12 protein-coding genes are annotated in these 12,356 nt (G+C 63.7%); 1 reads left to right on the top strand and 11 read right to left on the bottom strand.

Features of this window, described 5'->3' with window-relative positions; all coding sequences use genetic code 11:
- Positions 1-8: 8 nt before the first annotated feature.
- The 11 genes from KSW38_RS22190 to KSW38_RS22140 all read right to left on the bottom strand — a co-directional run bounded on the left by KSW38_RS22190 (position 9) and on the right by KSW38_RS22140 (position 10,620).
- Positions 9-674 (bottom strand): 3-oxoacid CoA-transferase subunit B, encoded by a 666-nt coding sequence (locus tag KSW38_RS22190; RefSeq protein WP_216927222.1) that lies wholly within the window; start codon positions 672-674, stop codon positions 9-11.
- 2 nt (positions 675-676) lie between these two features.
- On the bottom strand, positions 677-1,378 hold the full coding sequence (locus tag KSW38_RS22185) for a 3-oxoacid CoA-transferase subunit A (protein ID WP_216927214.1): 702 nt from the start codon (positions 1,376-1,378) through the stop codon (positions 677-679).
- 5 nt (positions 1,379-1,383) lie between these two features.
- Positions 1,384-2,598: a thiolase family protein gene (locus KSW38_RS22180; protein ID WP_216927211.1), complete on the bottom strand. Its 1,215-nt coding sequence runs from the start codon at positions 2,596-2,598 to the stop codon at positions 1,384-1,386.
- A gap of 76 nt (positions 2,599-2,674) precedes the next feature.
- Positions 2,675-3,112, bottom strand: coding sequence for a 4-carboxymuconolactone decarboxylase (gene pcaC / locus KSW38_RS22175; RefSeq protein ID WP_216927209.1), 438 nt, complete (start codon positions 3,110-3,112; stop codon positions 2,675-2,677).
- Positions 3,109-3,912, bottom strand: a complete 804-nt coding sequence (locus KSW38_RS22170; RefSeq protein ID WP_216927207.1) for an alpha/beta fold hydrolase — start codon at positions 3,910-3,912, stop codon at positions 3,109-3,111. The genes pcaC and KSW38_RS22170 overlap by 4 nt, the downstream gene beginning before the upstream one ends.
- Complete coding sequence (locus KSW38_RS22165) at positions 3,905-5,335, bottom strand: class-II fumarase/aspartase family protein (protein ID WP_216927205.1); 1,431 nt, start codon at positions 5,333-5,335, stop codon at positions 3,905-3,907. The genes KSW38_RS22170 and KSW38_RS22165 overlap by 8 nt, the downstream gene beginning before the upstream one ends.
- The gene (gene pcaG, locus KSW38_RS22160; protein WP_216927203.1) at positions 5,332-5,931 is read right to left on the bottom strand and encodes a protocatechuate 3,4-dioxygenase subunit alpha; all 600 of its coding nucleotides are present in this window, start codon (positions 5,929-5,931) and stop codon (positions 5,332-5,334) included. The genes KSW38_RS22165 and pcaG overlap by 4 nt, the downstream gene beginning before the upstream one ends.
- A gap of 4 nt (positions 5,932-5,935) precedes the next feature.
- Complete coding sequence (pcaH, locus tag KSW38_RS22155) at positions 5,936-6,820, bottom strand: protocatechuate 3,4-dioxygenase subunit beta (RefSeq protein WP_216927202.1); 885 nt, start codon at positions 6,818-6,820, stop codon at positions 5,936-5,938.
- A 39-nt stretch (positions 6,821-6,859) separates the two neighbouring features.
- Positions 6,860-8,731 carry a bifunctional sugar phosphate isomerase/epimerase/4-hydroxyphenylpyruvate dioxygenase family protein gene (locus KSW38_RS22150; protein ID WP_216927200.1) on the bottom strand — a complete coding sequence of 624 codons (1,872 nt, stop codon included), beginning with the start codon at positions 8,729-8,731 and terminating at the stop codon, positions 6,860-6,862.
- Positions 8,731-9,648, bottom strand: coding sequence for a shikimate dehydrogenase (locus KSW38_RS22145; protein WP_216927197.1), 918 nt, complete (start codon positions 9,646-9,648; stop codon positions 8,731-8,733). The genes KSW38_RS22150 and KSW38_RS22145 overlap by 1 nt, the downstream gene beginning before the upstream one ends.
- 201 nt (positions 9,649-9,849) lie before the next feature.
- Positions 9,850-10,620 (bottom strand): IclR family transcriptional regulator, encoded by a 771-nt coding sequence (locus tag KSW38_RS22140; protein ID WP_216927195.1) that lies wholly within the window; start codon positions 10,618-10,620, stop codon positions 9,850-9,852.
- Positions 10,621-10,822: 202 nt separating this feature from the next.
- Here KSW38_RS22140 and KSW38_RS22135 point away from each other — a divergent pair, with 202 nt between their 5' ends.
- Positions 10,823-12,145: an MFS transporter gene (locus KSW38_RS22135; protein ID WP_216927190.1), complete on the top strand. Its 1,323-nt coding sequence runs from the start codon at positions 10,823-10,825 to the stop codon at positions 12,143-12,145.
- Positions 12,146-12,356 lie beyond the last annotated feature (211 nt).

Below are 12,356 nucleotides of genomic sequence, written 5' to 3'. Positions count from 1 at the left end.
GGGGCCTACTACGCCCTTTTCAGGGGTAGGGGTACGAGCTCCTGGATTTCCTCGAAGGTGCAGCCGAACGTCTCGCGGACTGTCACACCATCGGGTCCTGTGAGGAAGACGGCCTGGTCGGTGTAGACGCGGGTCACGCAGCCCACGCCGGTCAAGGGGTAGGTGCATTGCTCCACGAGCTTGGACACGCCCTCGCGCGTCAACAAAGTCATCATGACGAACACGTCCTTGGCGCCCGTGGCCAGGTCCATGGCGCCGCCCACGGCGGGGATCGCGTCCGGGGCGCCGGTGTGCCAGTTGGCGAGGTCGCCGGTAGCGGAGACCTGGAACGCCCCGAGAACGCAGATGTCCAGGTGCCCGCCGCGCATGATCGCGAACGAGTCGGCGTGGTGGAAGTATGACGCTCCGGGCAGCTCGGTGACGGGGATCTTTCCGGCGTTGATCAAGTCACCATCGACCTCGTCCCCAACGGCGGCGGGGCCCATCCCGAGCATCCCGTTCTCGGTGTGGAGTGTGATGTTCTGTTCCTCGGTGAGGTAGTTCGAGACGAGGGTCGGCTGACCGATGCCCAGGTTCACGAACGAACCCGGCGCGATATCTCGGGCCACCAACTGGGCGAGTTCGTCGCGGCCCAAGGGCTTTTCGGAGGTCTGGATGCTTGTCTGCGTGCCCATGCTCAGGCCACCTTTCCGTTCGAACTAAGCGCTTCAGAAGCGGCGGAGTCCACGCGGACAACGCTGTTGACGTAAATGCCCGGGGTCACCACGTTCTCCGGATCCAGCGACCCGGTGGGCACGATCTCCGAGACCTGCACGATGGTGTGCTTGGCAGCGGCGGCCATGATCGGGCCGAAGTTTCTGGCGGTCTTGCGATAGACGAGGTTGCCCTTCCCATCAGCCTTGAGCGCCTTGATCAGTGCAACGTCGGCGTGGATGGGCGTCTCGAACACCTGGCCGCGGCCGTCGATGATCCGGGTTTCCTTGCCCTCGGCCAAGGTGGTGCCGTACCCGGTTGGAGTGAAGAACCCGCCAATCCCGGCACCGGCGGCACGGATACGCTCAGCCAGGTTTCCCTGCGGAACGAGTTCCAGTTCGATCTCACCGGCATGGAACTTGGCATCGAAGTGCCAGGAATCGGACTGCCGCGGGAAGGAACAGATCATTTTGCGGACCCGGCCTTCCTTGATCAGCAACGCCAGGCCCTGGTCGCCCTGGCCGGCGTTGTTGTTCACCACGGTCAGGTCCTTCGCGCCACAGTCCATGAGTGCGTCGATCAATTCGAACGGCTGCCCGGCATTGCCGAACCCGCCGATCATCACCGTAGACCCGTCCTTGATCCCGGCCACGGCCTCGCCAACAGTGTCAATAAATTGCAGCATCGCCCTTAGCCCTTCACCGATGAAGTTACGTTTTCCAGCGCCACAGCCAAGCCCTGCCCAACCCCAATGCAGATCGCCGCCACTCCCCAGCGCTGTCCGGAGGCCTGTAACGACCGCGCCAACGTACCCAGGATGCGGGTACCGGAGGCACCGAGCGGGTGGCCCATCGCAATGGCCCCGCCGTGGCGGTTCACGATCGAGGGGTCGATCGCCCACGCGTCAACGCACGCCAGCGATTGCGCGGCGAACGCTTCGTTAAGTTCGACGGCGCCAACCTGGTCCCAGCCAATCCCCGCCTTCGCGAGGGCCTTGTTCGCGGCCTCCACCGGTGCGAACCCAAAGAACTGCGGATCGTTGCCATGAGCACCACGCCCAGCGATGCGCGCCAACGGCTCCAGGCCAAGGATGGACGAAGCAGCCTCCGACCCAATCCACGCCGCCGAAGCACCATCAGACAAAGGCGACGCATTCCCGGCGGTGACCGTGCCGCCGTCGGGCCCTGAACCTTCGGGACGGAACACCGTCTTCAACCCCGCCAGCTTCTCCGCAGAAGAACCAGCCCGGATTCCTTCGTCCCGCACCAGGTCCGTGCCCGGAACCGCGGTGACCAGATTGTCGTAGAACCCGTCGTTCCACGCAGCATCGGCCAGATTGTGGGAGTCCGCAGCGAACTGGTCCTGACGCTCCCGCGTGATCCCGTACTTCTCGCGCAGTCGTTCAGTGGCTTCGCCCAGGGAGATGGTCCAGTCCTTGTTCATGGCCGGGTTCACCAGACGCCAGCCGAGCGTGGTGGAGGCCAGCGTCATGTCCCCGGCCGGGTACGGCTTGGAAGTCTTCGGCAGGACCCACGGCGCACGCGACATCGACTCTGCCCCGCCCACCAGCATGAGCTCAGCATCGCCGGCATTGATCTGCCGGGACGCGATAATTGCCGCGTCCAACGACGAACCGCAGAGACGGTTGACCGTGGTCCCGGGAATCGAAACCGGCAGCCCAGCCAGCAGGGTAGCCATCCGGGCAACGTTGCGGTTTTCCTCGCCGGCGCCGTTGGCGTTGCCAAACACCACCTCATCGATCCGCTCAACATCCAGCCCCGGAGCCCGTCGAACCGACTCACGCACCACGTGGGCGGCCAGGTCATCGGGACGGACAGCAGCAAGTCCGGAGCCGAACTTGCCAAAGGGCGTGCGCACGGCGTCGTACACAAAAGCCTGGTTCATGGGTTTCTCTTTCTGCTTGCCCAACTAGGTCGCAGTTGTGCGCGTTTTGAGGGGTCTAAACGCGCACTAATGCGACTTAGTTGGGTTCGTTTGCGTCGATCTCGGCGAATACTTTCTGCGCCGTCTTGAAGGCCGAATTGGCCGAGGGAACACTGCAATAAATTGCGGTCTGCAGCAGGATTTCCTTGATCTCGTCCCTGCTCAGGCCGTTGTTGAGGGCTGCCCGGATGTGCATTGCGAGCTCCTCCCAGTGACCGTGCGCCACCAGTGCCGTGAGGGTAACAGCGGAGCGCATCTGCCGGCTAAGACCCGGCCGCGTCCAGATGCCACCCCACGCGATCCTGGTGATCATGTCCTGAAAGTCCTCGGTAAAGGAGTCCATATTGGCGTTCGCACGGTCCACGTGCTCATTGCCGAGCACTTCGCGCCGTACGGCCATGCCGGCGTCGTAAATGTCCTGCGCGGTGGCATCCGCCTGCACGGCACCACTCCGCTCGGGAGATAAAGAGGTCATCGTCCGTTCTCCTTCGTAAAGGTCCGCATCAACCCGGCCACAATTGCAGGCGCCTCCGCTGGCGCAAGGTGCCCGACGCCGTCGAGCGCCACCGCCTGGGCGGAACCGCCGCCCGCGGTGATACCGGAAACAACAGCTTCGGCCAACGATGGCGGCGCCACAGAGTCCTCGACGCCGGCAATCGCCTGGGTGGGAACGGTGATGCTGCCGAGTTGCTCGCGGACGTCGAATCCGGCGAGGGCTTCGCAGCAGAACGAGTAACTGAAGCGGTCGGCATCGCGAAGTGAGTGCAGGAGGCGGCTGCTGATTTCCGGCTGGCGGTCCATGAAGCCGGGACCGAACCAACGCTCGGCGGAGCCTTGGATCATCACAGGCGTCCCCAATTTGCGCACGGTTTCCGCGCGCTCCAGCCAGCCTTCAGGCGTGCCAATCTTGGCGCCGCTGCACTGCACCGAGAGGCTGCGGAGGCGGTCACCATGCTTGATGCCAAGTTGTAGGCCGATGGCGCCGCCCAGCGAGACGCCGGCGTAGTGAAAGTTCGCGCCCGGGCTCACAAGATCAACAAGATCGACGACGGCGTCCGCCAGTTCCGCGATATCGAAACCTTCGGTGGCGGCTGGCGAGATGCCATGGCCGGGGAGATCCCAGCCGATGACGTCGTACTCATCACCAAGCAGCGCTGCCGTTTCAGTCCAAAGCACGGTGGAGGTGCCCAGCGACGACCCCACCACGAGGAGCGGCTTCTCCCCGAGTGATCGCTGCGGGGACAGCAAAACGGCCTTGACGGTTGGCTTAGCCACGGGTGGCTCCCTTCGTTGTCGATGAATCGGAGGTGGCGGAACCCGTGAATCCGGGATAGGCAGCAAAGATCCGGCGCGCGATTTCGGCGGCTTCACCGAGGTAGCTCGCGGGATCCAGGAGCGCCTCGAGTTCGGCGTCACTGAGCTTGTCCGCAGGGACAGCCTCACGCAGCAGCTTGGTGTAGATCCGCGTCTGCTCGGCCGCGGGCGCCCTGAGGGTTTCATCGACGACGTTCTGCAGCTTTTGTTTTCCGTCCGGACCCAGGAGAGGCGCGACGGCGGCCATCACACCTTCGCTGAGGAGCAGAGGCCCCGAAATTTCGAGGTTCCGGCGCATCGCTTCCGGGAAGACACGAAGGCCTGCCGTGAGTTCGCTGACGTGACCTGCGGACCCCAAGGCCAATGCGAGCAGCTGACGCAGGGCCGGCCATTCGCTGTGCCAGGCACCGTCCGGGCGCTCATCGTTGAAAGTGGCCGCCGCGAGGTGCAGCTGCGATGCGAGGCCGGGTGCCTGCAGCGCCGCACTGCGGACGAGTACGGACAGTACGGGGTTCTGCTTCTGCGGCATGGCCGAGGAGACCCCGCGTCCGGCGGCCAGCGGTTCGCCGAGCTCCGCGACTTCCGGACGGCTCAGGAACAGCAGGTCCGCGGCGATCTTTCCGAAGGAATCAATCAGTGCGGCAAGTCCATCGCCCAGGGACGTGATGGCCAGGCGGTTGGTGTGCCAAGGAGCAGGAGCCGTTGCGAGGCCAAGCTTTGAGGCCAAAGAATCCGCCAATTCAAACGGCGTGGTCTGCGAGGAAGCGGTCAGCTTGGTCGCCGACGCCAGGGTTCCGCCCGCACCACCGAACTGAACGGGCAACTCCACTGCAGACAACCGGGAAGCCGCAGCAGCCACCCCCTGGAACCACTGCGCAGCCTTGAGCCCGAACGTGTACGGCAGCGCGTGCTGCGTCAGGCTCCTTCCCACGCACAGCGTGTCCGCGTGCTCCCCTGCCAAGGTGGCGAGCGCCGTCGTCGTGCGTTTAACGTCAACGAGCAGCGTTGAAACGGCGCGGCTGGCGAGCAGCATGAGGGCGGAGTCGAGGACGTCCTGGCTGGTGAGGGAGGTGTGCACGGCGGTTGCCGCGCCCGAGTCCAAGGATTTCACCCGGGCGCGCAGGTCACCAAGCAACGGAATCACAGGGTTGCCCCCGCCCTGGGCGCGTTCCGCCACAGAAGCGGCGTCGTAAGAACCGGGATCGGCGGCTTCGGCCACGACTGCGGCGGAACCTGCAGGAACGAGCCCCGCTTCCTCGAGGACAACCGCCCAGGCGGCTTCGACATCGAGGATCGCCGCGATCACGGCACGGTCCCCCGTCAGCGCCGCAACAGAGGGCGACGCCGAGACGGGGCTAAGGAGGCCGAAGTCGCCGTCGATCATGGCTGTGAGTCCGCGTTGACGCTGGTATCGAGTGAACCGTCCTGCTGGAAATCCAGGAATACAGTTTCGTCGCCGCCCTGCAGTCGGATGTCCCAAGTGAGGCCGCCGTCGGGGTCGCGACGGGCGATCAGGGTCTTGCGACGCTCGGGGTCCAGGGTGCTCAGGAGCGGATCGTTGGCCAGCGCTTCCTCGTTTTCCGGAAGGTATGCGCGGGTGAAAAGGCGGTTCATGAGGCCTCGGGCAAAGACTGCAACCGAGATGAACGGGGCCGAACCCGGCGAGGTTGGTCCGGGGTTGACGGTGGTGAAGGTGTACACGCCGGAGTTGCCCACGGAGCCGCGGCCCCACCCGGTGAAAGTGTAGCCATCGCGGACCAAGGAGCCGGTGCGCTGGACGATGTTGCCCTCGGAGTCCGGCTGCCAGATCTCCAGGATGGCGTCCGGGATGGTGTTGCCGGCGCCGTCGTAGACCGTGCCTTGGAGGCGGATGCTGCCCGGGCTTCCCGGGGCGAGGAGTTCGTTGTCCTTATTAAAGGGGAGGGCGTATCCGTAGAAGGGTCCGACGGTCTGGCCCGGTGTGGGTGTCAGCTTGCTCATGTGCTTACTCCTCGTCCCCGGCGTCGCCGTATGCTTCGTTTTCGGTCCAGGTCCGCTTGGAGCCGGTCAGAATGATGTCCCACCTGTAGCCGAGTGCCCATTCCGGGCTGGTCAGCTCGTGGTCGTAGGTGGCTACCAGGCGGTCCCGGGCGTCCTGGTCCACGATGGACTGGTAGATGGGGTCCAACGGGAACAGCTGATCGCCCGGGAAGTACATCTGGGTCACTATCCGCTGCGTGAACTCCGAGCCGAACATTGAGAAGTGGATGTGCGCCGGACGCCAGGCGTTCAGGTGGTTCTTCCACGGGTACGCACCGGGTTTGATCGTGGTGAAGCTGTACGAGCCGTCATCGCCAGTGATGCAACGGCCAACGCCCGTGAAGTTCGGGTCCAGCGGGGCGGGGTGCTGATCGCGTTTGTGGATGTAGCGGCCGGCGGCGTTGGCCTGCCAGATCTCCACGAGCTGACCGGCAACCGGGCGACCGTCGCCATCAAGGACCCGGCCGGCAACGATGATGCGCTCACCCTGCGGCTCGCCGTTGTGCTGAATGGTCAGGTCCGATTCCAGCGCGTGCACATCCTGGTGGCCGAAGGCGGGCGAGTAGAGCTCGATCGTCTCCGGATCCGCGTGGTGCAGGCTCTTGGTCGGGTGGCGCAGGATGCTGCTGCGGTACGGGGCGAAGTCCAGGCGCGGCATGGTCTCCGGCGCCCTGCCGTTCTTAAGGGCCTCCGCATAGCGGTCCCCGATGCCCCTCATCTCAGCGCTGAGATCCGCTTGGGTTTCCACTTTCTTGGAATCGTGCGCTGCATGCGGCTCGGCAGGTGGCACGAGCTCCTCGGATTCGAGCGCTTCTGCAGAGTTGACTTGTGCTGTCTGTTCTTGCGGCACAGTCGGCTCCTTTCGATGGGTTGGATTATTGCTTGAGGTTTATGACCGGTGCAGCGAGTCGTATTGGACGGCATGGCGCACCGGCGCGTTGGGCGCTCCGTAGCCGTCGTAGTTGCCGCGGCGTTCCACCATTTCGAAGAACACGCTGCCAACCGTGGCCGTGTAGAAGTGGAGGAATTCTCCGTTGGCGTCCCGGTCGTACAGGAGGTTGAGCTCCTTGAGGGTCGCCAGGAATTCCGGTTCCAACTCGAACCGTGCGTCCAGGTCTTCGTAATAGTTGGCGGGGATCTCCAGGAACTCGAGGCCCCTTGTGTGGGCGGACCGAGCGGTGGCCACAAGGTCATCCACCGCGAAGGCGATGTGTTCCTGGTACGTTTTGCGGGCAGTCTGCGCTTGCTGTGCCGGTGCCAGGTTCAGCACCAGCCTGACTGAGCCGTCCGAGGTTTCCATGACCTGCGAGCGCACCAGGCCGCTGGGACTCGGGACTTCGGCGAACGGCTGCGGTTCAAGGGCCAGGGCGCTGGTATAGAACAGGACGGCTTCGTCGAAGTGCTGCCACGGCTGGGCCAAATTAACGTGGTCAATCACCGCGCTGACGTCGGAGCCAGGGTGTTCCAGGCCCTCGCCAAACTCGTGCGTCCACGCGGCGGTTCCGTCCGGGCTGCCCTGGCACAGGAAGATTTCGGTGGAGTCCGGGGCGGAGATGCCTTGGAACACTTCCTCATCGGCCTGGACCTTGCGTGCCACCACCGGCGCTTTGAGTTGCTGGGCGCGAGCGGAGGCAATCACTGGGGAGTCGACGTCGAACCCCAAAGCGGCGATAGCCGGTTCGGCGTGCTGTGCCGCTTGCTCGTTGATGATCACGCGCGCCTGGCCCATGGTCCAAAGCTGTACGTCCTTGGTGCGATGGCGGCCCTCGAACTCGAAGCCAAGCTGGCCAAGGAGCTTCTCAAGCTGGGCGGTGTCGTCGGCCTTGACCTCGGCGAAGTTGAAGCCGGCGGGTTCGTTCACCTTGGGCAGCGTGGCCAGTTCCATGGGATAACGACGGCGGCTGGCGGCTTTTTGTTCGGATGCCGCGGCCGTGGCGTTGCTTTCGAGCCACTTGGCGCTCTGCTCTTCCAGCCAGATCAGGGAGCGCATGGCGTCCACAGCTGTCCGTTCGACGTCAGACTGGCGGAAGACGTCGTTGAAAACTTCCAGCGAAACCGGACCTGTATAGCCGGCCCGGACCACGTGGCCCATGAACTTGGCGAGCTCAAACTGGCCCTCGCCCGGGAACACCCGGTAGTGGCGGCTCCAGGAGAGGACGTCCATGGAGAGCTTGGGGGCGTCTGCCACCTGGACGAAGAAGATCTTGTCCGCGTTGATCTTCTCGATCGGAGCGGTGTCCCAGTCGCGGGAGAGGATGTGGAAGGAGTCCAGGCAGGTGCCGAGGTTGGGGTGGTCCACTATTTCGACCAAGCGATATGCGTGCTCGTAATCGTTGACGTACTTGCCCCAGGCCAAGGCTTCGTAGGCAACCTTGACGCCGTGGTCCCCGGCAAGTTCAGCAAGCTCGCCCAGTTGGGAGGCGCGAAGTTCGTCGTCGTCGATTGTTGCCGTGGCCACGTTGGAGCAGACCAGGATGGTGTCCATGCCCAGGCGGGACATGAGCTTGAACTTGGCCTCCGCCCGGCGAAGGTTGGCCTTGAGCAGGTCCGGGGTGACGCCGTCGAAATCGCGGAACGGCTGATAGAGGTCCAGACCCAGGCCGAGATCGGCGGCCATTTTCCGTACTTCCTCGGGGCTGAGCGGCGAGGTGACGAGGTCCTGTTCGAAGATTTCGATGCCGTCGAAGCCCGCTATTGCGCAGGCCTGCATTTTCTCTTTCAGGGTGCCGGAGAGGCAGACCGTGGCGATTCCGGTGCGCATCAGTGGGCCGCCTTCGCCAGTGCTGTGGCGGAGAGTTCGGTTGCAGCATCTTCCACGGCGATCAATTCCAGGAAGTGTGCCCGCATGCGGTCACGATCGGCGTCGCGTCCGGTGAAGAGCTGGAAAGCGTCGGCCGCCTGACCGACCGCCATCCTGCCGCCGTCGAGGACGTCGCAACCCTTGTCGCGCGCCTCGCGGACCAGGCGTGTGTCGATAGGTCGGTAGACGATGTCGGCAACCCAGTGGCGCGGTTCCAGGAGGTCGATGTCCAATGGAAGTCCCGGGTGGGCGGCCATACCGATAGGCGTGCAATGCACCAGGCCGTCGGCGAGCGGCATGATCTCCGGCAAATCGGTGGGAGTGCGCGGCGTGATGGTGGCGACCGGGAAAAGTTCGCCGAGTTCCGTCGCTCGTTCGGCTGCACGGGTGGGGTCCATGTCCACGAGGTCCAGCTGCTTTACGCCGGCTTTGAGCAGGGCATAGGCGACCGCGGATCCCGCACCGCCCGCACCAAGCTGGACCACGCGGTTCAGCTTCGCGTCCGGCAACCCGGAGGTGAGGGCCGCCCCGAAGCCGGAGAAGTCCGTGTTGTGGCCTATGAACCGACCATCCTGAATCAAGACCGTATTGACGGCACCCAAGCGACGGGCGTCGTCGGAAATTTCGTCAAGGTGCTCCAGTACCAGCTGCTTGCACGGGTGGGTGATGTTCAGGCCATTGAAACCCATGCGCTGGGCTGCGGTGAGGAGGTCCCCGACGGCGGCGGCCGGCAAAGCCAGGTCCAGCAGGTCAATGGGGCGGTACAGCAAGCGAAGGCCCTGCACGTCGGCTTCGCGTTCGTGCATGGGCGGTGTGAGAGAGGGCATGACGCCTTCGCCTATGAGGCCCACCAGAACGGACTCGGCTCGGTTGCTCATCCTAAAGCTCCTTTGACTTCAGCACCGCGGGCTGATGGCGCTTTTCGGGCGTCGCCGGTCCGGGTGTATTCAGATTACTACAAGTGTTCATATTCCGCACGCTTGTTCTTATAGCGAACATTTCCGGCGTACGCACCCAACTGAGTCGCACTTAAGCGCGTTTTGAGCGGTGAAAACGCGCACTATTGCGACCTAGTTGGGCTAGCGCTGGGGCAGGCGGGCCGCGAGTTCCGCCGCGGCCTCCTGCAAAGTGGGGACGTGGGCGATGAGTTCATCCATGGTGAGACGAAATACCGGAACAGCCGTGGCGACAGACGCAAAGGCGTGGCCCTGGGAATTGAGGACCGGCACTGCGACCGCGCGCATGCCGATCTCGTTTTCTTCATCCATGACCGCGTAGCCCTGTCGGCGCACCTGCTCAATCTCCGCCCGGAATGCAGCCCGATCGGTAATGGAGCGCTCAGTGAGGGCCTCCAAAGGCAACTCTTCGAGCAGCCGTTCACGTTCGGCGTCGTTCTCAAAAGCGACAATCGCCTTACCCACGGACGTAGTGTGCAGCGCGCCCAGATGGCCGGGATCGCTGGTGACGCGGAAGGTCTTGGGGCCGTCCACCTTGTTCACGGTCAGATGATGGTTTCCGTCGCGCACCGAGAGGATGGTTGCTTCCTCGGTCCGCTCCGTAACGCGCTGGAGAACGGGAAGAGCCGTTGCCGCAAAACCGTGGTGGTTGGAAACCCGCTGACCCAGCTGGAAGACCCGCAATCCCAGATGGTATCGACGGCCGTCGGGCTCGTAATCCACGAATCCATCGCGCGTCAGCGAACCGAGCAGCCGGTACGTCGTGCTGAACGGAAGCCCTGCGCTCCTGGCCAGGTCCGCAGCACTCGCGCCCTTGGGCTCATTTCCCAGCAATACCAACAGGCCCAGGGCCTTGCCGACCATGTCGGTCTTTATGTCCTCTTTCACACTCATGCTTAGATGCTCTCACATCGTGAGAGCTATTTCTAGATAGTGAGCACAAGTCTTGACAAGTGACCCCAGTCACGGCCACTATTGCTGTATTGCACAAGTAGCTCCCACCATGTGGTTACTTTGGGATTGATCTGGCCGCACCTCGCTCTGGTCTTCCCGCAGAAGCTAGATCCGCGACATCGTCGTCACAGAAGGAACACCTATGAGCCACACAATGCCGTCAGCGACGCCAGGCACAGTAACCCCAGCAGGAACTCCCAAGAAAGCGGCACTCGCCAGCTTCCTGGGAAGCGCAGTGGAGTACTACGACTTCTTCATCTTCGGCTCCGCCGCCGCCTTGATCTTTCCTCACGTGTTCTTCCCGGACGCGGACACCAACGCAGCCATCATGTCCTTCGCGACCTTTGGCTTCGCCTATGTTGCCCGTCCTGTAGGCGCCATCATCCTGGGGCACTTCGGCGACAGGATCGGCCGGCAGAAGGTCCTCATGTTCACCCTGGTCCTGATGGGCGCCGCCACCTTCGTGATCGGCTGCCTCCCGGACTTCAAGACCATTGGCTGGTGGGCTCCCGTCCTGCTGGTACTCGCCCGCCTCGCCCAGGGTCTCTCGGCTGCCGGCGAGCAGGCCGGTGCCTCCTCGATGACGCTGGAGCACGCTCCGGACAACCGCCGCTCGTTCTTCACCTCGTGGACGTTGACCGGCACCCAGGGTGGCCAGATCCTTGCAGCCTTGGTGTTCATTCCAGTTCTCGCGCTCCCGGACGAGGTCAAGTACGGCATCGGCTGGCGCATCCCGTTCTGGCTCAGTGCAGTAGTGGTCATCGTGGCCTACTTCATCCGACGCACGCTTCACGAGCCGCCGGCATTCGCCGAGGCCAAGAAGAACAACGAGATCGCCAAGCTGCCCGTCGCCGACCTCCTCAAGCTGCACTGGCGCGACGTCCTCCGGGTTGTGTGCTGTGCGTTCATCGCCGCCGTGAGCACGGTCTTTGGAACCCTGGCCATCAAGTACGCCCAGGACGTGGCCCACGTCAGCGGCACCATCACCTTGTGGCTCGTTGTAGTGGCCAACATTGTGGCCCTCGGTACCCAACCGCTCTTCGGCATGCTCGCCGACAAGATCGGCCGGAAGCCCGTCTTTATCTACGGTGCTGTGGCCAGCGCCATCATGACCCCGGTGTTCCTGCTGACCCTCGAATCCGGCAACGTCCCGCTGATGTTCCTGGTATCCGTTGTGTTCTTCTCCTTCGGCTACGCTGCCGCCAACGCTGTGTGGCCGTCGTTCTACGGTGAAATGTTCAGCACCAAGGTCCGCTTCTCCGGTCTGGCCATTGGCACGCAGCTCGGCTTCCTCATGGCAGGCTTTGCTCCAACCATCGTCACGGCCCTCGGCGGCACAAAGCCCGGCGGCTGGGTCCAGATCTCAATCTTCACGGCAGTCATCTGCGTGATCGCAGCGGTCTCGGCCATGACGGCCCGCGAGTCAGCAAAGGTCCCGACGGCGGAACTCGGCTTGCACAAGTAGGGCTCGCCCCCGCTCGCCGAAGGCCCGCCGTCGCCGAAGGCCCGCCGTCGCCGAAATCGCCGGAAAACGTCCAGTTCGCTGGAAGTTTCGGTATATATCAAGCTGTTTGTGGCAGCTGGGTGGGTTGTTTGTGGTTGATTCCTGCGGTGGGTGGTATTCCTGGCGCGGTGGGTCTGCGGCGGTATCTGTGAGGGTTGCGGGCGTAGCAGGC

The organism is Paenarthrobacter aromaticivorans (assembly GCF_019038615.1).
Lineage (GTDB): Bacteria > Actinomycetota > Actinomycetes > Actinomycetales > Micrococcaceae > Arthrobacter > Arthrobacter aromaticivorans.
This window is presented reverse-complemented; position numbering and strand designations above follow the sequence as displayed.

Excerpts from the sequence above, each read along its gene's own strand:
- KSW38_RS22190 (WP_216927222.1), bottom strand. The coding sequence starts at position 674 with ATGGGCACGCAGACAAGCATCCAGACCTCCGAAAAGCCCTTGGGCCGC.
- KSW38_RS22185 (WP_216927214.1), bottom strand. The coding sequence starts at position 1,378 with ATGCTGCAATTTATTGACACTGTTGGCGAGGCCGTGGCCGGGATCAAG.
- KSW38_RS22180 (WP_216927211.1), bottom strand. The coding sequence starts at position 2,598 with ATGAACCAGGCTTTTGTGTACGACGCCGTGCGCACGCCCTTTGGCAAG.
- pcaC (WP_216927209.1), bottom strand. The coding sequence starts at position 3,112 with ATGACCTCTTTATCTCCCGAGCGGAGTGGTGCCGTGCAGGCGGATGCC.
- KSW38_RS22165 (WP_216927205.1), bottom strand. The coding sequence starts at position 5,335 with ATGATCGACGGCGACTTCGGCCTCCTTAGCCCCGTCTCGGCGTCGCCC.
- pcaG (WP_216927203.1), bottom strand. The coding sequence starts at position 5,931 with ATGAGCAAGCTGACACCCACACCGGGCCAGACCGTCGGACCCTTCTAC.
- KSW38_RS22150 (WP_216927200.1), bottom strand. The coding sequence starts at position 8,731 with ATGCGCACCGGAATCGCCACGGTCTGCCTCTCCGGCACCCTGAAAGAG.
- KSW38_RS22145 (WP_216927197.1), bottom strand. The coding sequence starts at position 9,648 with ATGAGCAACCGAGCCGAGTCCGTTCTGGTGGGCCTCATAGGCGAAGGC.
- KSW38_RS22140 (WP_216927195.1), bottom strand. The coding sequence starts at position 10,620 with ATGAGTGTGAAAGAGGACATAAAGACCGACATGGTCGGCAAGGCCCTG.
- KSW38_RS22135 (WP_216927190.1), top strand. The coding sequence starts at position 10,823 with ATGAGCCACACAATGCCGTCAGCGACGCCAGGCACAGTAACCCCAGCA.